The sequence below is a fragment of the Marinobacter nauticus ATCC 49840 genome (genome assembly GCF_000284615.1).
In the GTDB taxonomy this organism is placed as follows: Bacteria; Pseudomonadota; Gammaproteobacteria; order Pseudomonadales; family Oleiphilaceae; genus Marinobacter; species Marinobacter nauticus.
In genome coordinates this window covers 3,815,285-3,841,268 of the sequence record NC_017067.1, presented here as the reverse complement: position 1 = coordinate 3,841,268, position 25,984 = coordinate 3,815,285, and the positions used below count along the sequence as shown (strand labels likewise).

Below are 25,984 nucleotides of genomic sequence, written 5' to 3'. Positions count from 1 at the left end.
ATCGATACAGAAACAGAGTTTTTCGCGGTTTTTGGGAGAATGGTGGAGCGGAAAACTTCGCAAATAGACTGAAGAGATTATACCGTCCGGGAGATATGCTGATTAATGGTTGTACAGGAGGCGATGCGCATTCAGGGCTTAGGCAGTTGGTTACGAAAGCCATACGCAGTTCATTGGAAGCGGTACCGCTGCATTCAGGACCACATCCAGTTAGTTGGTTTTCTAAGCAGAATCGTCGGGCAATACACTTAATCGACGCCCAATAACGCGCTGGAGCCGACGTCACTTCTCGATGCGGCTGAGCCCGGCTGTATGAACGATATGACTCAAAAATTTGTGTCCAAGTCTTTTGAATTGCATGACTGGATCGAAGCGCGTTTAGACGGGCTTCAGTTGCCTAGAACATCGCGCGCATCCTTATCTATATCATGCCATGACCTGGTTATAGAGCATCACCTTGGTGTTGCGGTTCTGACCCGTGCCAAAATTTATGGCTCCGCTTTCGCGTTGGTTCGTTCACTATTCGAAACTTTTGTCAGAGGCGTGTGGCTGAGGCACTGTGCTACGGATTCGGAAATTCAGAAATACCAAGCCGATAAGCTGAGTCTGAGCTTTGGTCAATTAGTAAGCGCCGTTGAGACAGTTCCAGGATTTGACGATGGGATTCTTTCTGGGCTCAAGGAAAATTCTTGGAGCGCAATGAACAGCTATACGCACGGCGGTGCGCTTCAGTCAGGCCGTAGATTTTCGGGAGAGTGCGTGGAGCCAAATTATGACGTTGAGGAAGTAGCGGAGGTCATACGTCTCACAGGCACTTTTGCAATCATGGCTTTCCAGCAAATTGCAATTGAGGCCGGGCGACTAGATTTGGTCAATGAAGCTATCGAGCGAATTTCGCCTGTTAAGTCACAATGGGTATCGAAGTTCTAAAAAATTGCTCCAATTCGCTCCGGGCCTTGAGGCCCCTCCGCCTGATGCCCTTTTCGCTTCGCCACGAGGGCATCGATGGAAAAGCAATATTTATCAAGGAAACACTCGTGGATACCAAACAACTTCGCGTCAAATATCACAACGATTGGCCTGCAAAATTTCCCTTCCCAGTTGAGGAGAAGTTCGCTAGCAAGATGCAGTCTGCTGGTCTGTCTCAGGGACTAGTCGCGGTTCCGTTGGAGTTCACGAGCGATCACCAATTTCAGTTTTATTTAGGCTATTTGATCGACGCCTTAGATATGCTTCCCATGAGGCCGGACCTTGCCTTCGAGCATATCTGGAAGGCAGTTGATGCCGAATTCTTTATCGTGCAGGCGGAAATTGGTAACCAAAAGGCTTCTCGTTTCGATGGATTCGTCGATAAGGTCTTAGGTGACTCAAATACGGCAGGAGCGTTTGTCGACTACATTCGGATCATTCCGCATCAAACGTGCGAATATGCAGCAAAACGGGTAATACAAGCATCTGCGGCAACTGACCAAAATTCGGGTATTTTGCTCAATCGCGCCAAGCAATCGCTAGGCGAGCAATTTATTACAAGCCTTGTTGAGAAATACCCTGCTGGACCAAGTGGGAAGCCCTCGCCTGGAGATCAGCGCAAGGCTGGCCGGTTACTGAAGATTGTTTTTAGTGGAACTGAAGTTGAACTCCGAGGTTCTAGCTTCACCTTCTCTCAAGAAAACTTGATGAAGTTCTTGGTGAAGGTTGTTCTAGCAAATTCTCGCAATGAAAGATTTCATGGTAGCGTGTTTCCTCCTTTTCGAAGCAGTTCAGCAAAGCTCTCGACTTACGCTCACGCCTACTTTCTTTTACACCTCTCGTACTCTCTGCTCTTGGAAGTTTTTCTATATCGAGAGCATGGCGTTGTTACAACTAATGCGGTCAAGAGCGCGATTCAGCACAACGCGAATCTGTTCAAATTGTTGTTCGAAGGAGTTGAGTAAGTTTAGATATAACAATCAGGCGCAGCGGAGCAATTTCCGCTGCGCCTGATTGCACGCTGAACTGGGCGTTAAGCTAGAAAGGTAAGGTCTGGGCAGCCGCCCCCGCAGCGTCTTTACTCATACCAATTGCCAGCAATGCCTCCCTGAGCATACGTTTTTTCTGCCGATTTGGAGAGTTTGTCATTACCCAATAGTCGGTGCCTGGGATTTGCTTGGGTTGAGTACTGTTTCCCGATTTCTCAATTTCCTCTTTGCTTTGTGAAAAGTATTTCCGCTCCCGTCCCTGGATCGCCAGTATGTGATCAAATGTATCCGGTTTGATTTTATATGCTTCGCCTAAAATGAAGAGAAACTGATCTACGGCAGTCTTAAATTCCAAACTTGGGTGCTCTAGGACTTGAGCAAGCTCATGGTGTCGAGGGGCTAAAGCGTCTTCTGCATCATTGGATAGACCGAGGATGCGCCGAAGTATACTGTTTGCAGACTCCCCGATTTCCAGGGTTTGGCTGGCAATATGGGTGTACAGATCATCATCAATTTCGATCGTACGCATGGCTTTTCTCCTCAGCAAGGCCTTTAAGTACGTTAAAGCGCTTTAATCGCTTTATCAAGCGTTTTTGTGCTGGGCTAGACTAACCTAATCAATAGTTGCAGTTCGTCACAGGCTTGGCTGGACTCCATCTGACGCCCTTTTCTCTGCTTCACTGCGAAGAGGTCGCCGTTGAACAAAAGCGTCAGACAAGGGTTCTACTCCGTTTCCACGGACGGTTTTAAAGTGGCCAATAACTCTTGGTTCTGAGCAGAAACTCTACGTCACATCTTGGGATTGTGGACCCGCTCAATGTTGTCGATTAAGGCAACCCGTGTTTCATCCAGAGTGGGCTAAAGTGTAATTTCTTTTATCGATTTGGAGCCCTCAATCCACTTAGTCAGGCTTTCTATAACCTCGTGAACATCTTCTGTTGTTCGTTTTCGTATCGAACACTCCCAAACTATGCAAACTCGCCATCCCTTATCAGTGAGGAGTCTGATGTTTTGCTGGTCGCGCTTTTTGTTCGACAGAATTTTTTCTCTCCAAAACTCTTCCCGCGTTTTAGGCCATTTGAAGAGCGAGCAAAAATGCCCGTGCCAGAAACAGCCGTTTACAAATAGCACCGCTCGATGTTTTGGCAGGACAATGTCTGGCTTACCCGGCAGGTCCTTTCTGTGTAATCGAAAGCGGTAACCCATCCGGTGCAATGCAGAGCGGATGGCCATCTCGGGCTTAGTATTCTTGCCTTTGATGTTGGCCATCATCCTTGAGCGTGTTTTTGGATCTACAATATCGCTCACGTATTCCATGGCTCCTGGTTTTGTGTCTCGTTGATGGTATCCTGTCTGTCTTTTTAAGGACAAACGCCTCTCAAATGAGTAATAAGACTCTCATAGTTGATTTATTCGCTGGCCCTGGAGGCCTCGGCGAAGGGTTCTCGCGCTTCACTTATGGTGGGGAGAGGCCGTTCAAGCTTGCGGCTTCAGTAGAGCAGGATCCGAAGGCACATCGTACTCTAACGCTGAGAGCTTTCTTCAGACAATTCGACCGGGTGCCTGAAGAGTACTATGAGTATGTGAGAGCAGGCGACCCGAGCCTCCGCGAAGAGCTTTTTCGTCAATTTCGGCCGGAGCGTGACGCGGCTATTGAAGAGACATTGGGAGAGCCCAGAACGCTTGGCAAAAAGGATGATGATCAACAGATCTTCAGCCGTATCCGAGCGGCATTAAAAAACCACCAGGGACCAAAGGTAGTCATAGGTGGGCCTCCGTGCCAGGCCTATTCAGTAGTGGGCAGAGCCCGGAACAAAGGGATAGAAGGTTACGCACTTGAGAATGATGGGCGGGCCCTCCTTTACAGGGAATATCTTGAGGTTCTGAACGAGGTAGAACCTGAAGTTTTCGTTATGGAGAACGTGAGAGGGATTCTTAGCGCCAAAGTGAACGGTCAGCTAATCTTCGACCAAATTCTCAAGGATCTGAAAAATCCTTCCAAAAGCGTTGGTCAAAGCAATGGTTCGGAGTACGAGATTTTCTCCTTGGTCAGCCCGCTTCCGGCGGCTGAGTTGTTCGAGCATCGCGCTTATGCCCGTAGTTCTGACTTTCTGATTAAAGCTGAGAAATACGGAATACCGCAGACAAGGCATCGGGTTATCCTGCTTGGAGTAAAACGGGGGCTTCTTAACCGCGATCCGGAAATCCTTGATCCTAGTCCCAATATTGGCCTTACTACAGCGGATGTAATTGGGGACTTGCCACGGCTTCGCAGCGGCCTCACCAAGATTGCCAACACTCCCGAGAACTGGCATCAGAACCTGCGTGAAGCTGCCAATGCAGTCAAAAAAATGCTGGAAGAACTGACCGAAGGGTTAAGTCTTCCGGATGGTTTTCCGTTAAACGGATCGGGTGCATCGCCAGTCTCTCAAGGTGGAAATTTTGTTCCGTTTAATGCAGAAATCGCCGGAATTACTCTCTCTGACGAGAGTCTTCGCAAATGGTTTCTGGACGATAGAATAGGCGGGTTTCTCAACCATAGCGCTCGAGGCCACATGCCTCCGGATATATACCGCTATCTGTTCGCGTCTTCCTTTGCGCTCTTGAATGATGGCGCTTCCCCCACATCCCGTGACTATCACCCAGACCTTGAACCAAAGCACAAAAACTGGACCTCAGGGAAGTTTGTAGATCGGTTCAAGGTCCAGGCGAGAAACAGAACCCCAAGCACGATTACGAGCCATATAGCGAAGGACGGTCATTACTTCATCCACTATGACCCTGCGCAGTGTCGAAGCCTGACGGTCAGAGAGGCAGCTCGGATACAGACCTTCCCGGACAACTACTTTTTCGAGGGAAATCGTTCAGAGCAGTATGTGCAGGTAGGCAACGCTGTGCCTCCGATGTTGGCGAACAAGATTGCGGAAATCGTTCACGGAATATTGAGTCAGCCACTGAAAGCGAAAAGAGGCTTTCGTCACGATTCTGAATATGCTGTGTAAGATTCAGAGACTCGGGTCCGGCTTTCCTTAATCCGTAACGAAGTTGCAGAAAAACAGGGTTGTTACCCCCCCCCCTCCTCTTTAAAGGGTTTATAGCTTATGGAGAATTCTACTTCTGAGCACTGCTATTGTTCGGGGGGATTACCCATCTACCAATTGCCCACTGGCCAAGAATTTCAGAACGCTCTGCTATCTTAACCTCATTCCATTCATCGTACTCTTTACCGAAATTTCGTGCAGTTAGGTACATGGATTCGTTTTCAATATAGGGGCGTTTTTCAACATAAGGAGCTTGGTCAACGTGTTCATTCATAGTCTGTGATAGGGGTATAAGGTTTGCCCAAAGATCTTTCATTTTTGAATGGCTTTCCTTAGAAATAGAATGCACCCAAGTATCACAGTATTTTCTGGGCATAACATGTTCAATGGTCAGTTCATCCAATGCTGGCTTTTCGACTCCTTGTGACCTTTCGTGCTCAAGTATTAAAAACCTAGCAACGGATGATCCGTACAAAGGCCGCCCAGAAACGGCCTTTAAAACCCTATCGTCTGATGGCCACTCAATGGTTAATCTCTTGTTTATTATTTCGGCAACTTTTTCACGAGTTGGGTGGCCTTCACACAATGACCACATAGTTCGAAATAAGCCTAGCAAACCAGTCGGCTCTATACCGCAGATGGCTCTTCGCACCAAAAACGACTCAAGGACATCTAAGCAACCAAGAACGTCGGATTTTGAAATGGTTGAATTTTCATACTCTTTTAACAAACGCATTAAAAATGGATGGGTGGAAGATGGGTGTTTAAGTTCAACAAGTCTGTTTATACTTTGCCCCACTTCTTTTCCATATTTTTCTTGAGCGCCGAAAACCCCAGTGATAGACAAATATGGAGTTGAAAACTGGTCGAGGTTAGCAATTATTTCCTTTGAACTTAAACCCTCCCATACTTTTCTTAACTCCCCGAACATCTCCGTTCTACTTGCATTAGATTTATATATAACGCAAAAAGGAAAGAAAAAATCATCGAACTTATTGCCAAACTTTTTCCTGAACGGAATCCATGAATGTTCATGGAGAATTTTGGCTTCCTTTTCGTTGTAACCCACCCTCGCAAAAACTTCATTTTTCACAAGGTCGCCAACTGAAATAGGAACACCGGGATCATTGAGCCCTTCAAAGACAGTAGTTGCAGAACCAGGATCCTTAAGGAGAATAAATACGAAGGTTAATCTATTTCTCACCACTTCGACTATTTTTGATAGCTCCTCAAAACCGTGGGATTCAACTTTTTTCAATAAGTATTTGTGAATGCGGTCGAACTGCTTCAACAAGGGACCATTATCGTCACCTTCACTATATGGCAATCTAGCCTTAACAGGCAACCAATCTGCTAGATCACCTGCGTTCGACACTTTCTTAAATATTTCGGAAAACTGCTTTCTATCACCAATTGAAGGCTGGAGTTTTGTGTTTGAGGGCAACTCTTGTGCCCAGTCAACAATAAGATTTGTACTGATCAAGCCTCGAGCGTAATCTGCTTGCCCTTCTCTTGCTGCGACTTGAGATGCGGCCATTAGGAAAAGGTACATTGTGATAAGACGTTGCTGGCCATCTACAATTTCATGCGGCGTGGGCTGAGACGGATTCGTAGGCCTCGTAACGGCAATTACTGCGCCAAGAAATCGGCTATCATCCTCTTTCTCGGCAATAGCTTCGATTTCATGTATCATTCTGTCGAGCTGTTTCTTGGTCCAGACATATGGCCTTTGAAACAAAGGAATTAACAGCATTGAGCTAGTGCTCGTTAGCTGATGAAAGCTCAACTCATTACTATTATCTGTAATCTTCGACATCAATGACTTCCTTAATTCCTGCGTCAGGGATAAACCATTCATCTTAGAATAAGAGCATCACCTACCAACAATCCCTATAGATTATTATGATGCCCGTTTTCTATAACATCTGATCTTGGCACCTTGGTTATCGCTTATGACCTTGGAGTAGGCGGGCACGATGATCTTCAGCAGGATCCCCGTATCGTAGGCCAAGCGGACCGTGTTGTCGTTGTGGTACTTGGGGTGGAACACCGACCGATTCAGCTTGGGCGCGATCACGTAGTGCACCGTGTATTCAAAGGTGCCTGGCTGGACCTGTTCCAGGTATTTGATCACGACCATCGCATCTTGGTCATAGTTATAGTGCTTGAAGCGAGGCATGCTGACCACTCCTTGTCCGATTGCCTGATCCTACCAAACCGAAGGAGGATTTCGGGGTTTTTCGACGCTCTATGCGGTCTCGTCGTTAGCCAAGGCGTCCAGAACTCCTTGCTCCTCGAGATCGAGGACAATTCTGGCTGAGTGCTTTGCCTGTTTGACGGAAGGAACCTTGACCCAGCCCCCTGCGGCATAGCCAGCCATCGTTGTCGCAAGACTGCACTGGAAATCAGAAAGCTCGCCCTTTTCCTGTCCCCACTTCGTGATCTTCCACCAAGTATCAGCCTCTAGTCCCATGGTAACCGCAATATTTTTGCGATCCTCGGAGGTCATTGTGACTTTGCCCTTTCTTGCGTCCGCACCAACTGTTGGCAGGTGATCACCCTCGGCGAGTTCGGCCTCCAGTTCCTCTGGTACAACAAGTTCCATTTCTTTGATGACTTTCCAGCACTGCTCGTTCTTTGCCCATTCAGTGACGTTCCTACCTTCAGCCGTTTCTACGATCCGGTCCAGAACATCCGGCATCCAGTCGTAAAGCACCTTGTTGATTGACGGAGTTACTTCCTGGCGGTCCCAGATATCCTTCAGGACAATCCGACCGTATGTTTTATGGGATAGCAGGGCGACTGTATAGGCCACGGCGTTTGCACGATAGGCGGAGAAAGCGTGCTGACGCGCAATCGATTCGGCTTTCTTGAAAATAATGGCTTTGGCAATGAGATCCTTGTAGAAATAGATATCTGGAATTTCGTTCTTTCTTTCCTGCTTCAGTTTGGACATGTAATGAACGAAGTTCTTTTGTGCACCCCTCGACACAATGTATGGCAGTTGCGCCCACGCATTCTGGTATCTGGCGAGATCCGTTTTGACAAACTTTCTATTAGACGGATTGATGGACTCGAATTGCCTACGCTTGGCTGGCGTGGTTGAAGCCCGGCTTTTCGCAACCTGGTATTGGCCACGAGCACGCTCATAGAACCACTTGAACTGTTGGCCTGGAGCCCAGACCGTCTGGGAAAGGCGCTCAATCTCAACGTGAAAGCTGTCATTCGCCGCGAAGTCTGCTTCGTTAACCTTGTTCTGGGTATTCGAGTATCGGCTGATCTGGGGAACCAGCTCATCGAGGCTCTCCGGATTAACCTTGGTGATTTTTGCCTGAACGGCTACTCGATTCAGGTGGGGGCACTTGTCAGCTTTCTTTGCTCGGTGAATTGAAGCCACCGTTTGGCCGCCGTTAACGATCTGGAGTCCGCGCATGAAAGTGATGACTTCCTGACCAGAATCGTTCTTCTCTACATTGAGAGATTCAACCGTCGCCGATATGCCGTTGTTGTATGCCAGAAACCGACTGGGCTCTTTGAGAATGGTATCTCTGATGCCCTTATTCACCTTACCTTTCTGCTGAAGAAAAGAGCGGACATTCAACTCCATCAGCCTTCCAGCGTACTCCTCATACAGATCCGCTAGCCACTCACCGGGCAGGATTGCGAGGTAACCGCTGTACTCGTCGCTATTCCCCGGCATGGATAGACAGGGCAGGCCTCGACCAAAGCGGTCAACCAGATCTATCTCTATGCCTTCCTGGTTTGTCTCTGAGGCCTGTGCCCTGCTAAGCCGGACGATATCCCACTTGTGAATCTGAAGATCGATACCGGCGGGCCCCTCGATTTCCGGCTCCTCCCTGAGAGAAATCTCGGAGTCAGTCAGATAGTGAAGTCGGATCTGGCCTATGGAGCCGAGTGATTCCTTGATTAAAGAAACGCAGTCGTAAGTCTTGGATGATGGTTCGATCTCCGACAGTTGCGTTTTTTTGCAGAAATCCAGTAGCCGAAGAGCACGTTTCAAGGAGGACTCGAGGTCGGACTTGTTGATGGATTCGGGGTTATCAACCCCAAAATAATCTGACACCACCAGATCTAACCTTCCTTCTGCAAGGTCAGCGCCCCAGGCATCACAGCGAACACTGCCAGCGCCGAATTGCCGCTCGATATGTCCGATAGAAAGATCGAATGATGCACCTGATTCCGAGAGCATCGCAGTTACATACTCGGTAAACCTTTCCACAGGATACTCTTCAGACAGATTGCCATTATCAGGGTCAGAGATGTCTGACAGGAGCTGATACCGGAAATTCTGAACGCTTGAATCAATCATTTTGGTTACTCGATACCGCTCGCATTAAGTCATCGAAAGTGAGGGCTTGCAGGGCCACGGTGCCCAGATTGATCTGGTAAGTGGCCTCCACGATTCCTTCAGGGATTGAGTCATGAGTTAGCTTCGGAAAGTTTTCATCGACGCTGAAAGCGCGAACTTTCCTTACTTGAAAGGATTGCTGAGCGTAATTGGACTCATCCTTGTCTCGGTAGCCGGATTCAAGGAGTTTTTCCTCGAACTCGAGCCTATAAGCCGGAAATGATGAGAGGCGTTGGCGAATCTCCTTTACCAAGTGAGGCAGGGTCTGGTCTCCATGATCATGGGAGTCCATTGCCACCTGAGCAAGGAACAGCTTCAGGGTTCCCGTAGGATCGAGTTGACGCAAGCTGCTGATGGAAACAGTTTCAATGTTGTGTGCGATAGTGGCTTTTATCTCGACAGAAGCGAGAGGAAGCTGGAAGTCATGATGGCTTCTCTCACTGCCCTTCCACGCCCGGACAACAGTGGCTACTTCAATGCCGTTATCCATAAACATGCTTGCCAGGATAAGCTCCCCTGCCAGGCCTGTTTGCTCGGAACCTGAAAGGATTTTCTTCTCAGAAGAAAAGAAAGCTCTCCAGACGACCAAGACTTTTCTGATGATGTTGTACCCGGTAATCGGGTAATCCACTCCTGATAGCTCATCAGTGAGGCGGGCAGCCAACGTCAGAAAAATGTCGATTGAGGCGGTTTGCTTGAGAGTAAGCGATAGAAACAGTTCCTGGTTGTGATACAAAAGACCCGAGTCAACTCCCTTGATTGACGGCAGGGGAGCATCCTTCAAGAGATCGGGAGTAATCGGTCCAAATTCGAGTACCGGGGCTCTATCATCAAAACGAATCGCGAGGTAAGCGCCGAATCTGGGCGAACCACAGATTCGATACCTCGCAGTTTGCGATGGCTCGCCGGACTCATCAAACAGGCTTTCCCAAGCCTGCGCTATCTGATCAATACTACTAGCCATCAGTTTGTTGTCCTACTGAGTTTACGATGTACTCAACGGGAATATCCTGGCTACCATCGATTCCGGGAAAACTGATTGCGAAACCAATGAAAGGTTTATCGCTGGCTGATTCGCTTTCCGGGTGCGATGAAGGGTCTATCGGATAGATGATTAACAATCCTTCCGAGCTGGGTCGATACTTGCGGAGTTGTGGTCCCCTTGGGTGGGTGACCTTTTCAGCCTCCTCAGAACCTTTCTGGAGTTCAACAATTTTCCTCGTTTCTCTAAGTGCTTGTTGAAAGTCGTCTTTTGTAAGAGAAATGACTCGTTCGTCATTTGGACTGCTGATTACTCCCGGACGAAAGTAATCAGCCTCATGGTCCTTGTCAGTTCGAGTTACAAGGCCTACGTCGAAGCCAGCTAGCTTTTCGCTTTTCTTGGGGTCAGTAAAAGATTTGCCCGAAACCAGAACTGTCCAGTTGATCAGGTTGCCCTTGTCTATTTGAGCATTGACATACTTAGCGATGAGATTCGTATCAACTCGACGGACGCCATTCTCGCTGCCGGCTTTGTACGACTCAAGAAATGTTATTATTAACTTTGCCGGCACTCCTTGCCATATCAGGCGAGAATCGGTGCTTCTCATTCTGGAATATCTTTTCTCCCCAGCTTCGTTTAGCAGTGAGTTTGTAGCACTAATATTCTGGAACCTTTCGTCATCACCGACATGGAAAACAATAGTCTGAACCAAATCGCCGCTGTAACTGCATTTCTCTTTTTGGCCATGCCTCATTTTAACTGGTGAAGTGACTTGAAGAAGTGGATGGGTGCGAACTCGATGTCCAAAATTCTCCGGAGTGGCACCAGCCAACCACATCGTTTGAAAATCTTTGCGAAGCTCACTATCTGCATCGGAAATGTGACGGAACCAGTTAATTAGTTCCTCAGGAGCAAAGAGACGGGTGAGGTCTATAAAGCCATCTCTGTAGCCAAACCATCGCCCCATTTGCATCAGAGTGTCATAAGTTTTGCTAGGCCGAGTAAAATAACTTACCAAAAGCCCCTCAAGTGTCAGTCCCCGAGAAAGTTTGTCGCCACCGATCGCAATCACATTTAAACCTGTATTTCGATGGCGCTCGTAATCCAACACATCGCCAGCACTTCCGTTGATCTCACGTATTTTTATAGTTTGAACTACCTTTGGAAGAACCTTTCTGATTTCGTTCCAACTATGAACAGGGCAACGCTCTGCATTTATGGCAGAAGTGGTCTTTACGTAGTCTTGCTCCCAGAGTGCTTCTAAATCATGCCATACCGAGGAATGAGGGTCGTCCGATCCGTAAACTAGGCTTTGTCGGATGCTGGCCAAAGATTCTTTAACTTGAGACGTCACTCGGCCCTGTACATCATTTAAGCGAGTTACGTGAACGAGCATTGAAGAGTGTTTGTTGCCTTGGCCTCTCAGAACCCTTGCACTGCATGAGAGCAAGTATGATAACAGCGCACGGTAAAGGCTTGGAGGCACTCTAGCCTCGCCCTGATACATGGGTTTATGGCCATTTTTGTGAAGCGGAGGCATCCAGCCGTTCTTCTCCTTCAGATGTAGGCTGTCCGCGTAATCATAAATTTTTCTTGTAAGAGGCAGCCCATCAGTTTCCTCCCCGGTTTCCGTATCGGTATAGCCAAACATTTTCTGAGGACCCACGTAGTTCGTAGGTGCTTCTATGCAGGTAATAAAGCTTCTAGGAAAAAGATCCTCTCCGAATTTCTTGGAAGTGGACTCTTTGTGGATCATTATGTTGGCAAATGGGGTGGCGGTGTAAGCGACATAAGCGGACTGTTCGAACGTGTTCAATATTGTTCGAATAAGGCCATTAATGACAGTTGGATCTATCTCCGGATCGTATTGTTCATCTTCGTCGGGTGTTGTAGAACGTAGGTTGGCTTTATTGGTATTGATTGAACCTTGATCAGATTCATCATCTATGAGGAGCAAAGGAATTTCTGAAATTGGAGCCGGTTGTTTTGGGTCAGTAATTCCCTTCTGAGCCATGCCTTGGCCCTTCAAATATCTGATCAGATTCTCCAGCACCGATTTGTTTTTCTTCACTACAAAGACAAGGGGGCGATCTATGCTGTTTGCAAAGTTTTTTGATTCACCAGCACCGAAATCTCCATTATCTGCTCGTGTTGTGGCGGAGTCTGGCCAAAGCTTTTTATGGTCGTGAGCAATGTCTCCAACTCCAACCAGTTTTGGACTACCTGGTTCGCTTTTATCGTAGCCGAGAAACCCCTCTTCAATTCGAATTTGAGTCTGAGAGCGAAGATTCTTATGAAAACCAGCCAAAACTATTATGACTTTGTAGCCCGCGTCGGCAGCTTTGCAAATTAAACCGGTGTAGTTTGCTGTCTTTCCAGACTGGACTGAGCCAACAACCATGCCTCTTCGATCCCAGCTTCCCTCTTGTTTTGGATTTGTTAGTTGTCCCAACGTTTGATCAATTGTTTCGTCTAGGGTTTCTATGACCGTTGCGGGCCATCCCTGATTCCGAAGCAGCTGCTCGTAGCGTTTCCAATACAACCAAGATATATCTGGCTTTGCCTTGGTGAGCCATGGAGACCAATTCCTATCTTCTGACGCCATGGTGTGTGCTGAGTCCATCCATGTCTTGTTGTTGAACTCAGCATTTTCGATAAGCTTGTCTCTGACCTCCTTGTCATCCTTGTAGGGGGTCATTATCAAAACTGCGTTTACAGCTTCACACAGTTGCTCTCGCGTAATTTTGCCGCCATTCATTTTTTTCTTAAGCTGGATGGTGCTTGAGACCATCGCACCGATTTCATCAAGAAATTCCATGTTTATCTGGCTCCAAAATGTGCGTAGATAATCTCTTTGTGGTCTGAAAAGCACTCCAGATCGCAGATTTCACTGATCAGTTCGTCGGTCGGCGCGGAGTTGCCACCTTGCAGCAAGTTCAGGTAAGCAGTTGCAGCCTCGATGACTTCATTTTCTGATGCTGCACCGAACGGCGATGACCTCATTTCTGGCGACTCTGCGGAATCGAGCCAAATCTGCTCTACCGGAACTGTTTCCTCTATCAATCTGAAGATAGCTTCGGCTTCGCTTTTGCGGCCTCCAAGACGGTCAAGAAAGCTCTTTATAACGGGATGGTTGCGATCAAGACGATAGGTGTTCTGCCCACGAGTCTGTCTGGCCATCCATACCTTGCCAACTTTTTCTCTGCGTTCTCGTTTACCGTACTTACCTCGGTGGGCAAAGATTTCCCGAGCTTCTTTTCTCACTTGAGAGGCATACTGGACTAAGGCAAGTGCCACAGTCTGTGGGGGATTTGCCAGGGATTTTTTGACATCGATTTTCCAGTCGCTGTCCATTTCGTTGGTGATATCGACACGAATGCGGGCCAGCTTGTAGTGTTCTTCTGCACGCCATTTTGAAACACCTTCCCGCAGTCCCAGCCAAGAGCCGCTGACCAACAGTCTGTCCCCTCGATAAACATAGAAACCTTGATGGGCATTCCAGCCAAGCGGGCCGCCTGCCTCCTCATATTCATCCTGAGTGAGCATGTCTTTGTGGGGGAGGATAAAGCCCTGAACGGTAGTGGTGGTCTTCCCAAATGGAATTTTGAAAACCGGTTTGGGTTCTGTTGCCTTGTGCTTTGCGAAGAACGGATCCCACGGCTTCACGAGCTGGGCTTCCGTGTCACCATTGATATAAACCTTCAACTTGGATGGAGAGGCCAGAAAACGATGGAAGATCATTCCAAGATGGTCACGCAAGGAGTCAATTTGGTGATAGAACTCATCTCTGTGCGATGGGCTAGTAGCTATAGTGCCTGAACATAGTTTATCGAGGTTTTCCAAAAGCACTACCGTGCCGGATATCTGATTCTCGATACCTGCCATTTTTTCCCCGGATTCTTCTCTTCCGCTTTTCAACAGCCGCCACTCATTTGTTTGTTGTTCCGCTATGTAGTCAAGATCCCATCTTCTGAGCGCTAAAGGGGTACTTCCGGTTTTTGAGGCGACTGTAAGTGAGCGTGCAAGTGAGAGGGAGGCTGTTTTGAGGCCGAGTCCGAAGCGACCCAGATCATGTTCTTCTCGCTGGTCAAGTGGGCTCTGGCTACCCGCAACCATGGCTTTGGATAGCTTTTCTTCGCTCATTCCAGTCCCATCATCCCGGATGGTGATCCATGAATTCTCACCATCCCAACGAAGGGTAATCCAGATATTTTTTGCCTTGGCCGTGATGGAGTTGTCTATCAGATCTGCGATAGCGGAATTGAGCGAATAGCCATAGGCCCTGAGCGACTCGAGCATGGCAGCAGCGCTGGGAGGGGAAATCTCAAAATCCATTTACAGTCCTTCATGAAACTGCACCGCTCCGAAAACTGCTGGAGAGGAGGGTCCTTTGTTCAACCCGCCTGAAACGCAAGGTTGCGAAACGGATTCATTTTTATGTTGACGCTAATCTTTAACAGAATTGGTGGTGGAAAAAAACTCCGTTTTACAAGTAATAACTGTTTGGGAAGGTGGGGCGAATACTTGCTTTAAAGGCTCCAAAATCTTGAGATTGATCCTGTCCGTGAAAGGAAACCAGACGGTACTGGCGCAACTGGGTGGCCCAAGGGCCACCCAGTCCGTTCTCCCTATTTTCTCGACGAGAGGATCTTTAGAAACTCCCCAAGTCTGGTGAAGTCGTCGCCAATACTGACAAGCCATGCGTGCCCGAAATGTTCGTTCTTTGAACCTTTTGCGTCCTTTTTATTGTTAAAGGCCCTAAAACTACTGCTGTAGGCCTCCCTCTGCTCTCCTTTCAAAATGATTGGCGTGGCGCAGCCGGATCTGAGAATTTCCTCTGAGACGCTCTCACTCAAGCCTGGGCGCAAAGTAATCTTCAGCTGGTCCTTTCGCCAATAAGATTTACGGTTGATGTAAAGGCTTTCCTCTCTTCCAACGCCCTTGAACCGCACCTCCAGTTCATGCCTTTCTGGAGAACCATCCAGTGCGACCATGTTGCTCTTTCGGACAGAATCGATAATTCTGCTCTCTATCTGTGTTGGCATTACCTTGTCTGTCGACTGTTTGCCATCGACTGCTTGTTTCGTGAGCGACGAGACCTGCTGGGAGTCTTTGTTGTTAACGGTTTCTGCTCTACTTCGATCCATGACGCTGTCCTTACGTAGGTGTTCCATGAGCTTGAGTTTGGCCTGGTCGAGGGCATCCGGGTTGGTTTTCCCTGTGAGTGACGCCCTTTCTTTTCGTCCCAAGAAATAGGCGATCCTCTCTGCGTTCGCACCTGACGGATGCGGCAATCCATCCAGAATCCTCGCTTCGGGGATCACGCCCTTTGCTGAGAGGAAACCAAGAGCTTGTGCAGATTCTCGTCCTAGAGGGATGTACCAGGCTTCCCCGTCGATCAGCTCCAGTTCTTTGGCAAGATGATCATCGACCATCTTTCTCAACAACGGATGCGTAAGTATCGACGGACTTCCGCTGTAGTTTTTATTATCCACAAATACTGGATATCGCAGCGCGGACGTGAAGTGACAGAGATCGCTGTGCTCACCGAAAAGCTGGCTGGTGGATTGAATGCCCGCCTTTTCCGGAAGGCCAATACTGTCAAGTAGCGCCTCAAGCAGAAGTTGGTGATTTCAGATTGTGACTACGGTCGGGCCGGGCTGTACATTTCGATTGATGAAATCGGTGGTGATGGCGAGAATCTAGTCGATATTGATGAGATCGTTGAGCAGTGGCGTGAGGCTGAAGGCTAGAACTTTTGCTTTCGTTTCTATGCCATGCAGAAATGAATCGGGAGCAGGGTGCTCCCGATTCGCGTTGCTACAGAGTAAAACTCTAGTTTTTGATAGGTGAGAACCTATTCTTCAGTCGTCATCGTCCCAGTCATCGTCTTCACATCCACAATCACCGTCGGAGATCCAGTTATAGCTGTCATCTCCATCATCGTATTCCTCTATGTGAGTGGTTGCGCAGCAATGTATGCACTGGTGATTAAGTGTCGACATGAGTGTTTTCTCCGTCGTTATCAAATTGGAATGTTGCTCTGTCTTATTTGCACGCACCAGGCACGCGGCACGCGCAAGAGGTGGGCACGTGGCAGGCATGGTCAGCGCAACGCATGGCCTCCGTCCCGCTCCCCGTCGGAAACTTCCCGAAGTGGCGTTCGTAGAGTGCAACGGTGCGCGCAAAGGCGTCTTGTAGATCCCGGTAGTCGTCGTCACCATAAATCCCGAAATACGGGTAGTGATCAATGAACTGACCGAACACCTTCTGGCAGTCTTCCCGGTATGCGCGTGTATCAAGTATGTGTGCGTGCCAGATCTCATCGACGATCTTGGTCGGCACCAGAGAGAAGGTCGGATAGAAAGACTTCAGTGACAGGAAGCGGCGATATTCCTTTTCGCCGAGATCCCATGCTTCAACTGTCATTTCCGCTTCACTGGACTCCGTGTATTTGTGCTTCAGCCGCGCAAAGTCGAGCTTGGCCACGTTCAGGTCCAGGCCGTCTGTGGTAATCGCCATCTGATTGATTTGAATACAAGCGTTCATGGTTAAATCTCCATTTGGTTGAATTCAGGCCCCTGATTTCAGGCCCGTCTTCGTTTGATTTCCCTTTCAAAGGCCTCGCGAGTCACCAGGGCGACGGCGGAATAGCCATCCTCTGTCTTTTGATAAATCAGGCGCAGTGCCGGGCTGAGCTTGAAGCGGATGAGGTCACTGCGACAACGAATGCGCTTGCCGCCAAGGGTGGGATAGGACTGGCCATTTTTCAGACCATCTTCAATTTCCAGGGCTCGCTGGGTATGCGATTCACAAAGGTTTTGGCGGCAGTGGTGTAGCAGGGAATTGAGTGTAGACATGTTTGGCTCCTTTGATTGCTTCGGAGCCAGTTTCGATTTGTGGATTACACAAAAAAGACTTTATTTGCGCCATTCGTCCAGAAGGTCATCGAACTCCGCAGCTTCCCGAAACTCGGACAGGATCATCGTCTTGTAGCGACTGAGAAGGGGTTCAGTCGTAGATAGTTCTCTGGCGGCTTTTGCTGCTCCTTCAAGATCTCCGTCAAGAAAACGAACCATCATTGAATCGCCCAGAGACAGCACAGCTGTCTGTGCGGCCAGAACTTTGAGAAGGTTTCCGTGTGGACCAAAGCCCATCTGAGGTAATGCATTGTCGAAAGGATTCGTCAGACGGTTCTGGTGCAGATCAGATTGGGAGTCGAGTTGGTCCAGGAACTGTGTAAGTTGATGACGAATCAATCCAACGGAAGCTACGGATTGTCTGTTTATCAGGATATCCCGAGCCCATTCTGCCAGCTCTTTACGCTCATCTACGTTCTGAAAAATTTTGATAACAACTTTCGGCTCGGAATATATGCCATGTAGGATCACGGCATTATGGAAGGCAACGAGATCTTTCCTGAGCACATACCAGTGTTCGCTTTCACTCGACGTGAATTCAATTGGTACGTTGGCCTCATCCAGGATGTGCCCCTTCTTAAGAGCCCTGAAGAGGCTATTAATGGAGTTCCTTAGTTTTGGAATCCGTGAATAGCTCTCGATACCGAACAGTTGTCGCAGAGCTTCTTTGACAGCGACATGGCTGTCACCCCCCACAGGAGCGCTCCAGGAGATCCTCAACATCCAACCTGTCGGTTGGCATGGTCACGTGTTGTGCGATGTACTTTGCCTGCTGTAACCAATTGACAGATCGACAATCATAGTAGCCTTCACTACGGCGATATTCGTCAATAACGCCACGGCAGTATCCTCCCCTCAGTGCCTCGCTCAACGATGTCATCTGCGCGGCTAGAAGACGCTTTTCGTCCTGGTTCTTGTATATGCCGGTTAACTCGCTGCAACCCTGAATCAGTCTTTCCAGGCTCGTCTCCGCCTGGGCCGGAGATATCGAGAAGAGAAATACTAAAAGAAGGCCAGACAACGTTTTCAAAACTGCTCCTTACTTTGATTGCCCGTGGTTGAAGCTTCGGCGTGGACTACCGGAATTTCGTCTTCATCCGTCTGGTCTTGTTCTACTTCCGAGGGAGATGCCAGGTACAGGACCAGACAAACCCCCACCCAGGAGAACACTTCACCCCAGAAATTGGTGTCGGCGTTATTGAGTGCTTGATCGTAGCTCAGACCAGCGTTCAAACCCCCGATTACCGATGCAATATAGAAAGCGATCTCAATAAAAAGAAACCCACCCATAAACAGGAAAATGCGGGATATTCGTGTCCAGAAGGTGGCGTTGAAGTGTGAACAGTGAATCCAGTATCGCCATAAAAGAAGTGCAATCAGAGCCAGGAAAAACCACTCGTGGGCAGAAACGTCGTATAACCCTTCGCCGTACTCGAAAACTGCGAATGGAATCGTGGCAAAACTCGCGAGCCCTGCTATGAAGAGCAGGGCCATACTCAGCCAGTAGAGAGTTGTTCTGGAAAAATGCGCAATCGAGGAATCTATTCGCACCCCGAGCGGAACGTCCGTGTCATGTTGCATGTAAAGCTTCTGTTCTTGATTTGATGGATCGGTTCTGCGTGCCTAGAGTTATGATTTTTCGATAGTAGCCGCAGGATACTCTCTTCACAATACCAACATGCGATGCTATTTGAGCAGTTTAACATCGATACCTGCCCCTTCCAGAGCGCGACTAATCCGCCTACGGGATTTGTTAGGTGTGCCTCCAAACTCTCCTGCCCAATCCAAAAAGCTTCAGCCTTCCGGCTTTCGCCTGATCAACACAATGTCTTCTGATGATACGTCATGATCGAAAAGCATTGCTTCTACGCGCTCCCGATCTACGTAGTCCAGATTATCTTCATGACTCAGATGCTGGTTCCAGAAATCTGCATCGTCTGAATAATTGGAGTCAATGTAGTAGCGGACGCGAGGAGAAGCGGATTGATCTACTGTCGTTGGGCGCAACGCAGCTTAAGGCTCCTTGCCGGCTATTTTCAGAGTTGCTCTTGAGGACTTGGATGGCCCAGAAGGGGGGGGCGATCTCGCTAGACTAGGTCGTCAGTGTTGAGGCGTTTCCCGAGAACACTCGATGTATTTCACGTGGGCGTCGGGACAGGCGTTTCGACGCTGAAGGTGGTTCTGAATACAGGTATCAACATCAGATTTACTCGGTGGCGAGAGTAACAGGCTGGGGTAGGGTCAAGGAGGCCGTTCACCATCTATTTAGTGGAGGGGGTTTTCTCACCCACAAAAACATCACTCAGCCTCAAAAGCGCCGATTCGACGGGCGGGCCAAGATCAACATTCTTCAGGAATTGTTTGAATCAGAGAGAGACAATAGCGTCGAGGTAAAAACTGGCTTTGCAGTTTTTCGTAGGAATCTGACCAACCCTGGCCGTCTTGTAAATGCTGTTCTGACAAAAGTAATTCCAGGTGGGTTCAAGCAGACAGATTTACTCTAACGCATTTACGTGGATAGGTCGAAGTTTGAAACATGCTTCTTAATGAAAGAGGCTTGGCAACACGCCGTTCTGTAAATCTGGCAGATGTCACGGCGGCACTTGGATGCAACGAATCGGAAGTCCGCCTTCTTGTAAGTATGGGAAAACCCAAGTGGGCTACACACCGTGATTGGCAGAAATGGATTGACGGGCGATCACTGTTTGAATTTATGCTTCAGAAGCAATGATTCATTTGGAACAGGATTTCTTTGCCTTGGTTTTCCCAACTTTTTCCTATGACTCCGCCCTAACGACTACCTCCTGAAACCCAGCTTGTTGCTTCACTTGCTATAAATCTCCACGACCAAATTTATTCAGTTCCTTCATTCAGTTTCGGAAAGCCGGACACATTGGCTTTGCCTGGCTCCAGCTTTTGAGCTATGTGTACAAGAATGAGGATAGCAATTTCGATTTGTCCTTCGTCTCTGCCGAAAACCTCACCTTAGCGGTGAAAACGTATGAAAAATCTCTTATTAGACCGGTCGTCCCAGGCTATACAAAATCGCAAGCACCTCTGAAGCGCCCTAATCTACCAGGTATTGGATCTCACCTTATCTTTGGATCGACAGAAGAGTTTTTCGAACGCAGAAACACACCGCATGATTTGCACTGATCCGGCGCCATCAGCTTCGCCTGCCAGCCAATTTTCACGCCACAGGCAGGGCACCTCAGCCGCAACTGCAGAACCACAATCGGCGACACCAGCAACGCCAGCAACACCCCCAGCGACCCCCAGTCATCGCCGGACGACAGCCCCAACTGACTGCTGAACACCAGCACTACAATCAACGCCACAAACGCAAACACAAAATAATTTCGGTTCCACCGCTCCCAGCGGCGAAGCTGTGCATCCTGCTCCGAAGTCAGATATCTGGCCGACATAATGCTCTCGTGACAAACCGTTGAAAGTGAAGTGTGGAGTTCTGGCCCGGTAATTACAAACCGGAACCGACGGGCAGGCCCGGAATCAGAATGCCTTCCGCAAGCGCCCGCTCAAGATCGGCCGCCGGAATCGGCCGGCTGATCAGATAGCCCTGGGCCAGATTGCATCGGTGCGCTTTCAGGAAGTTCAGTTGCTCCTCCGTCTCGACGCCTTCAGCCACTACCTGAATGCCCAGGTTGTGGGCCAGATTGATCACCGCCCGGGTAATCACCGCATCATCGTGGCGCTCAGTGACGTCGGTAATGAACGACCGGTCAATCTTCAGCAGGTCGACCGGGAAATCTCTCAGATAGCCCAGCGACGAGTAACCAACCCCGAAGTCATCAATCGCCAGATGCACACCTAACTGGTGCAGCTGGGATAACTGATTGAGGTTGTGCTCGATGTTCTGGATAAAGATTTCCTCAGTCAGTTCCACCTCCAGCCGGGACGGATCCACCGCCTCCGATGCCAGGGTTGAACGGATATGGTCAATCAGGGAATCGTCATCCAGTTCGCGGCCAGACAGATTCACCGCGACTCTCAGGTGCTCACAGGGCGTACCTTTCCAGCGCGCCAGTTGACGGCAGGCGGCCAGTACCACCCAGCGGCCGATCTCGGTAATCCGGCCGCTTTCCTCAGCCAGCGGAATAAACTCCACCGGAGGCAGGAGCCCGCGAACCGGGTGTTGCCAGCGAATCAGCGCCTCGACACTGTTGATCTGGCCGGTGTCGAGATTGAGCTGGGGCTGGAAATAAAGCACAAATTCATCGTTGGCCAGCGCCTGGCTCAGGTCACGGTCCAGCTCAAGACGCAGCACTTCGCGGTCCTGCATGCCCTCGGTATAGAACTGGTACGTATTACGGCCCTGCTCCTTGGCCCGGTACAGGGCAATATCGGCATTGCGTAACAGCGTATCCGCGTCCAGACCACTCTGGGGGTAAACCGCCACACCCATGGTCGCGGTAATACTGTGAGCCTCGCCCTGCACCTCGAACGGCGCGGCGAAACACTGCTTGATCTGGCCCAGCAGGTGAATCACATCGTCAATGTCATCGACCTGCTGCTGACACACCATAAACTCGTCACCACCGGAGTAGGCGACCAGTACCCGCTCATTGCTCAACCCGTTCAGGCGTTCAGACACCTTGATCAGAAGCTCATCCCCGAACTGATGCCCGAGGGAATCGTTAAGCATCTGAAAGCGGTCAAGATCCAGCATCACCAGGGCGATCTGGCGCAGCTGTCGATCGGCAATGTTGATGGTATGCGCGAGGTCTTCCATGAAGAAGCGGCGATTGGCCAGACCCGTGAGGGTGTCGGTCGACTCCAGCCGTTCCAGGTCCACCTGCATGGCTACTCGCTGATCGATTTCCTGTTCCAGTTCTTTACGGGTTTTGAGCAGAGCCTGGTTGCGTTTCAGGATGAGTTGCACCAGCAGGGTAGTAAGGCTGGTGAGCAGGCCCATCAGAAGCAGGCTGGTAAAGGTCATGGTAGGCCAGCTGCTGCGCTGGCCTTCGACCCACTGTCTCGAAGGCGTGAGTGTCAGTGACCAGTCCAGGGACGGCAGGTTGATCGGTACGGTGTGGTTCAGCGAGTTATCAAGGTCCGACGAGGTGTTCAGCAGATAACTGGTCTGGTCACTCTGGGTGATGGTGACTTGGAACTGTTCAAGGACCCGCCGGGTCAACATTTGCTCTGCCAGCGTATTCATTCTGAAAACGCCAGCCATGAAACCGTTATTGGCATCACCCCGCCCGACAGGATGATAGATCACCAGACCCTCTCCGCCCTGTCGGAGGTCAATGATGCCGGAAATATCGTACTGTCCGGAGGCTGCAGCCCGCGATAGCGCCGCTCGCCGCTGTTCATTGAAGGCGACATTGAAACCGATGACATCGTTGTTGCCGCTCAGGGGTTCCAGCCAGCGGATGATGTAGTTGCGGTCAATCCATTCAATGGCCTGGTAAACCCCGAAGTCTCTCAGATAATTGCGCGCATCCTCACGCCAGAGCGCCTCGGTCTGGGATGGATTGGCCTGCATGCGCATGGCCATACGACCGATGGCATCGAGGTGCACCATGAATTCGCGCTCAAGGTTGTTGGCGAGCGCTCTGGCTTCATTGCTGAGATTGGTCTGGATCTGGTGGGTATTCTGCTGGATCAGGCCAACCCGGAGCCCGGAGGCAATACCCAGAAACACCAGGAAGATCAGAACCGGGAAAACCGGGCTCATCAGCGCACGAACGACCAGTCTGATGGATGTCTCGGGTTTCTCCACATCATGCTCCGGAGTGAGTGGGTTCGGGATACCTGGGTTAACGGCAGGCTCGCGCTGATTATGAATGATTTGCAACGCTCTTTGCCATTAGCTGTTCGATCCGCCCCCTAAGGGATATCCCGAAAGCGCCGTCAGGTAAAGCCCTGGTGATTTCCCGAGTGGTGTGCTCAAGCCCCATCTGCTCACCGAGGTCCACGACTCGCGGCGTGACCGGCTTTTTCGAGGGATCCAGCAGTATCTCAACCCTCGGTTTGAGTTTGCGCCCGGGGTGCGTACTTACTACCAACGCGATTTCTCCTGTGCTCAGTTCGACCAGGCTGCCCGGGGGATAGATACCCATCATTTTGATAAAGGCCTCGACCATATCGGCGTCGAATTGCTGCCCCCGGTTCTTGAACAGAATCCTTACGGCGTCGGCCGGTGACATGCCATCGCGGTAACACCGGTCGCTGGTCATGGCATCGTAGGCGTCGACGATTGCAATCAGGCGGGCAAACCGGCTGATCTGCCACTCCGGCAATTGTTGTGGATAGCCCCGGCCGTCGATGCGTTCATGGTGATGCAGGGTCACATCGCTGATGATCGGGTCCAGGCTTGGATCCTGCTTCAGGAGCTCATGGCCCAGGGTGGTGTGTTTCCGCATTAACTCATATTCCCGGGGGGACAACGGCCCGGGTTTGTTGAGGATCTCGTCCGGTACCCTTAACTTGCCGATATCGTGCAGCAGCCCGCACATGCCGGCCACTTCCAGATCGTCCTCCGGCAGCCCGAGGAAACGGGCGAAGGCTACGGTAAAAATGGCGACGCGCAGGCAGTGTTCGGCGGTGTAGGCATCGCGGTTCTTGATTCGTGCCATCCAGAACATGGCACTGGCGTTGGCTCTGATACTGTCCACGCAGGAGCGGATCAGCGGTCGGGCAGACGCCAGTTCCAGATCGTTATGCTGTTCGATGTCGCGAATCACCTTTTCCACGAACTGCTGGGTTCGGCCCCAGGCATCGGCAGCCCTGGGCAGTTCCTGTTCGAGGGTACGGGTTTCCTCAAGGGGCTCGGTGGTGCGTTGCTTCAGGTGGGGGATCTGATCCAGAACCGGAGCCAGCCTCTCGGCCTCGTCCTCGACCACGACCCAGGCGCAATACTGGCGCAGTATTCGGGCTTCGACGTCGGATTGCAGAGTGAATCCCTGGAACAGAACCGGGACCTCGGTCCAGGGCCGGTCAAGCTTGACCACTTTCATGCCGGGCTGAAGCAGGTCCACGGGCAGACGCACCCGTTCCAGTACAACGTCTGTAGACGCTTTGGGAGTGCTCTGAACATCGCGGCCTTTAGCGGCGGCTCTGGACTTGCCTGGTTTACTTCGGAACCACATGGGCCTGCCAGTCTTCGAATTATTGTTCAGAGAGTATGTCAGACTGTCGCAATTGGTAACAGTTACGATCTGAAACTGTGATCTGGCTCTTGATCCAGCTCAGCTTCGGCAGCCGGTTTTCATGCCGGCTACCGATATCAGTCATGCACCAGGGACAGTAAGAGAGGTCAGCGTTTGGCCGGGGTGCGCAGGCCGTGCCGCGGTATTTCCTGCTTGGGGCAGCGATCCATCACCACCGTCAGGCCGGCGGCTTCGGCACGCTGGGCGCCGGTTTCATTGATCACACCAATCTGCAGCCAGAGCACCGGAACCTTCTGCTCAATGGCCTGATCGATCACGGCATCGGTACGCTCAGGAGCCAGGAAAAGTTCCACCATATCCACTGGCTCTGGAAGTGTGGCGAGGTCTGCATAGACGGTTTCGCCCAGAACCTGCTGACCGGCCAGGCGCGGGTTAACCGGAATCACCCGATAGCCCTGGTGCTGCAGGTATTCCATCACTTCATGGGAGGGCCGGTTGGTCTTCTCGCTGGCACCCACCAGGGCGATGGTATTAACCGATTCCAGAATCTCCCGGATCTGTTCGGGGCTGTTGCTGGGCATAATGCAGATTCTCCTAGTCGCGACTGGCTTCCAGAGTCACGGAAACCGATTCTGCATAACGTAGCGCATGGGGCTTGTCGATTTCTACCTCGGCCCAACGCACGGCGCCATGTTCCATGACGATGGTCAATACTTCGTGGGTCAGGCGCTCCAGCAAGGCGAACCGCTGGCCGTCCACATGGGCGATAATCTGCTTGGTAATGGTCCGGTAGTTGAGCGCAGCAGAGATTTCATTGCGCTCGATAGCCTCGGAGGCATCGTAGGTCAGGCAAACGTTAATCACCACATCCTGCTGGTTGTTGATCTCTTCTTCCTTGATGCCGATATAGGCACGCAGCAGAAGATTCTTGATCTGGACACGGGCCAGTGGTTTCTGGGCGTTTGCCATAACAACTCCCTGGAGTCAGTCGGATATCAGCGGTTACTGGAAATCAGGTTCAGGAACTCGGTCCGGGTTGCCTGGGATTTGCGGAACTGCCCGAGCATCATGGAGGTTTTCATACGCGAGTTCTGCTTCTCTACGCCGCGCATCATCATGCACATGTGCTGGGCTTCAATGACCACCGCGACGCCCTTGGCCTGGGTAACGCTCTCGATGGCTTCGGCGATCTGACGGGTGAGGTTTTCCTGGATCTGTAACCGGCGGGCATACATGTCGACGATGCGGGCAAACTTGGACAAGCCCAGCACCTTGCCCTGGGGCAAATAGGCGATGTGGCACTTGCCGATGAAGGGCAGCATATGATGCTCACACATGCTGTACAGTTCGATGTCCTGAATCACCACCATTTCGTCCATGGCGGATTCAAACACGGCGTTATTGACCAGCTCTTCAAGGTCCTGCTGGTAGCCGCGTGTGAGGAACTGCATGGCCTTGGCGGCACGCATGGGCGTGTTCTGGAGGCCTTCTCGATCCGGGTCTTCGCCCAGGCCCTGGATAATAGTGCGGTAGTGATCGGCCAGATCATCAAGGGGTAGAGACATAATCGATTCCGGT

Annotated in this window: 24 protein-coding genes and 1 pseudogene; 4 read left to right on the top strand and 21 right to left on the bottom strand. The window is 50.3% G+C overall.

What is annotated here, in order from left to right; translation table 11 throughout:
* The first annotated feature begins 312 nt into the window (after positions 1-312).
* Positions 313-930, top strand: coding sequence for a DUF6988 family protein (locus MARHY_RS17675; protein WP_014423031.1), 618 nt, complete (start codon positions 313-315; stop codon positions 928-930).
* 107 nt (positions 931-1,037) lie between these two features.
* Positions 1,038-1,934, top strand: a complete 897-nt coding sequence (locus tag MARHY_RS17670) for a hypothetical protein (protein WP_158011902.1) — start codon at positions 1,038-1,040, stop codon at positions 1,932-1,934.
* 73 nt (positions 1,935-2,007) lie between these two features.
* On the opposite strand, the gene MARHY_RS17665 is transcribed toward MARHY_RS17670, so the two are convergent.
* Both MARHY_RS17665 and MARHY_RS17660 read right to left on the bottom strand, forming a co-directional pair.
* Entirely contained in the window at positions 2,008-2,487 is a 480-nt protein-coding gene (locus tag MARHY_RS17665) for a hypothetical protein (protein ID WP_041655204.1), read from the bottom strand.
* 329 nt (positions 2,488-2,816) lie between these two features.
* Positions 2,817-3,275: a very short patch repair endonuclease gene (locus MARHY_RS17660; protein ID WP_407635397.1), complete on the bottom strand. Its 459-nt coding sequence runs from the start codon at positions 3,273-3,275 to the stop codon at positions 2,817-2,819.
* Positions 3,276-3,340: 65 nt separating this feature from the next.
* On the opposite strand from MARHY_RS17660, the gene MARHY_RS17655 reads away from it, so the two are divergent.
* Complete coding sequence (locus tag MARHY_RS17655; RefSeq protein WP_158011901.1) at positions 3,341-4,960, top strand: DNA cytosine methyltransferase; 1,620 nt, start codon at positions 3,341-3,343, stop codon at positions 4,958-4,960.
* Positions 4,961-5,069: 109 nt separating this feature from the next.
* Here MARHY_RS17655 and MARHY_RS17650 read toward each other — a convergent pair whose 3' ends face one another.
* The 7 genes and pseudogenes from MARHY_RS17650 to MARHY_RS18425 form a co-directional block, all read right to left on the bottom strand.
* Entirely contained in the window at positions 5,070-6,815 is a 1,746-nt protein-coding gene (locus MARHY_RS17650) for a DUF262 domain-containing protein (RefSeq protein ID WP_041655201.1), read from the bottom strand.
* Between the two features lie 105 nt (positions 6,816-6,920).
* Positions 6,921-7,178, bottom strand: a pseudogene (locus tag MARHY_RS17645) (transposase); the annotation flags it as partial.
* Positions 7,179-7,247: 69 nt separating this feature from the next.
* Positions 7,248-9,329, bottom strand: a complete 2,082-nt coding sequence (locus tag MARHY_RS17640) for an AIPR family protein (protein WP_014423024.1) — start codon at positions 9,327-9,329, stop codon at positions 7,248-7,250.
* On the bottom strand, positions 9,322-10,332 hold the full coding sequence (locus MARHY_RS17635; protein ID WP_014423023.1) for a PD-(D/E)XK motif protein: 1,011 nt from the start codon (positions 10,330-10,332) through the stop codon (positions 9,322-9,324). Before MARHY_RS17635 ends, MARHY_RS17640 begins: the two co-directional genes overlap by 8 nt.
* Complete coding sequence (locus tag MARHY_RS17630; RefSeq protein WP_041655199.1) at positions 10,325-13,168, bottom strand: Z1 domain-containing protein; 2,844 nt, start codon at positions 13,166-13,168, stop codon at positions 10,325-10,327. Before MARHY_RS17630 ends, MARHY_RS17635 begins: the two co-directional genes overlap by 8 nt.
* A 2-nt stretch (positions 13,169-13,170) precedes the next feature.
* On the bottom strand, positions 13,171-14,685 hold the full coding sequence (locus tag MARHY_RS17625; RefSeq protein WP_014423021.1) for an ATP-binding protein: 1,515 nt from the start codon (positions 14,683-14,685) through the stop codon (positions 13,171-13,173).
* A gap of 293 nt (positions 14,686-14,978) precedes the next feature.
* Positions 14,979-15,785 (bottom strand): hypothetical protein, encoded by an 807-nt coding sequence (locus tag MARHY_RS18425; protein ID WP_158011900.1) that lies wholly within the window; start codon positions 15,783-15,785, stop codon positions 14,979-14,981.
* 192 nt (positions 15,786-15,977) lie between these two features.
* Between MARHY_RS18425 and MARHY_RS19025 the strand changes: the two genes are divergently transcribed.
* Positions 15,978-16,103 carry a hypothetical protein gene (locus MARHY_RS19025; protein ID WP_268743543.1) on the top strand — a complete coding sequence of 42 codons (126 nt, stop codon included), beginning with the start codon at positions 15,978-15,980 and terminating at the stop codon, positions 16,101-16,103.
* Between the two features lie 111 nt (positions 16,104-16,214).
* Here the strand turns inward: MARHY_RS19025 and MARHY_RS18795 are convergent, their stop codons facing one another.
* The 12 genes from MARHY_RS18795 to folE form a co-directional block, all read right to left on the bottom strand.
* The gene (locus MARHY_RS18795; RefSeq protein WP_158011899.1) at positions 16,215-16,355 is read right to left on the bottom strand and encodes a hypothetical protein; all 141 of its coding nucleotides are present in this window, start codon (positions 16,353-16,355) and stop codon (positions 16,215-16,217) included.
* Positions 16,356-16,398: 43 nt separating this feature from the next.
* On the bottom strand, positions 16,399-16,899 hold the full coding sequence (locus MARHY_RS17615; protein WP_014423018.1) for a glycine-rich domain-containing protein: 501 nt from the start codon (positions 16,897-16,899) through the stop codon (positions 16,399-16,401).
* 38 nt (positions 16,900-16,937) lie between these two features.
* Positions 16,938-17,210, bottom strand: coding sequence for a ParE family toxin-like protein (locus MARHY_RS17610; protein WP_014423017.1), 273 nt, complete (start codon positions 17,208-17,210; stop codon positions 16,938-16,940).
* A gap of 60 nt (positions 17,211-17,270) precedes the next feature.
* On the bottom strand, positions 17,271-17,966 hold the full coding sequence (locus tag MARHY_RS17605; RefSeq protein ID WP_041655196.1) for a hypothetical protein: 696 nt from the start codon (positions 17,964-17,966) through the stop codon (positions 17,271-17,273).
* A complete protein-coding gene (locus tag MARHY_RS17600; RefSeq protein WP_014423015.1) occupies positions 17,956-18,300 on the bottom strand; it encodes a hypothetical protein in 345 nt (114 codons plus the stop codon). The genes MARHY_RS17605 and MARHY_RS17600 overlap by 11 nt, the downstream gene beginning before the upstream one ends.
* Positions 18,297-18,851 (bottom strand): hypothetical protein, encoded by a 555-nt coding sequence (locus MARHY_RS17595; RefSeq protein WP_014423014.1) that lies wholly within the window; start codon positions 18,849-18,851, stop codon positions 18,297-18,299. The genes MARHY_RS17600 and MARHY_RS17595 overlap by 4 nt, the downstream gene beginning before the upstream one ends.
* A 1,508-nt stretch (positions 18,852-20,359) precedes the next feature.
* Positions 20,360-20,695, bottom strand: a complete 336-nt coding sequence (locus MARHY_RS17580) for a hypothetical protein (RefSeq protein ID WP_014423010.1) — start codon at positions 20,693-20,695, stop codon at positions 20,360-20,362.
* A gap of 53 nt (positions 20,696-20,748) precedes the next feature.
* Positions 20,749-23,016 carry a putative bifunctional diguanylate cyclase/phosphodiesterase gene (locus tag MARHY_RS17575; RefSeq protein WP_041655194.1) on the bottom strand — a complete coding sequence of 756 codons (2,268 nt, stop codon included), beginning with the start codon at positions 23,014-23,016 and terminating at the stop codon, positions 20,749-20,751.
* 58 nt (positions 23,017-23,074) lie between these two features.
* Positions 23,075-24,385 carry an HD-GYP domain-containing protein gene (locus MARHY_RS17570; RefSeq protein ID WP_014423008.1) on the bottom strand — a complete coding sequence of 437 codons (1,311 nt, stop codon included), beginning with the start codon at positions 24,383-24,385 and terminating at the stop codon, positions 23,075-23,077.
* Between the two features lie 167 nt (positions 24,386-24,552).
* A complete protein-coding gene (locus MARHY_RS17565) occupies positions 24,553-24,987 on the bottom strand; it encodes a CoA-binding protein (protein WP_014423007.1) in 435 nt (144 codons plus the stop codon).
* A gap of 13 nt (positions 24,988-25,000) precedes the next feature.
* Positions 25,001-25,375: a dihydroneopterin triphosphate 2'-epimerase gene (folX, locus tag MARHY_RS17560; RefSeq protein WP_014423006.1), complete on the bottom strand. Its 375-nt coding sequence runs from the start codon at positions 25,373-25,375 to the stop codon at positions 25,001-25,003.
* A 26-nt stretch (positions 25,376-25,401) separates the two neighbouring features.
* Positions 25,402-25,971, bottom strand: a complete 570-nt coding sequence (gene folE / locus MARHY_RS17555; protein ID WP_011787185.1) for a GTP cyclohydrolase I FolE — start codon at positions 25,969-25,971, stop codon at positions 25,402-25,404.
* Between the last annotated feature and the right edge of the window lie 13 nt (positions 25,972-25,984).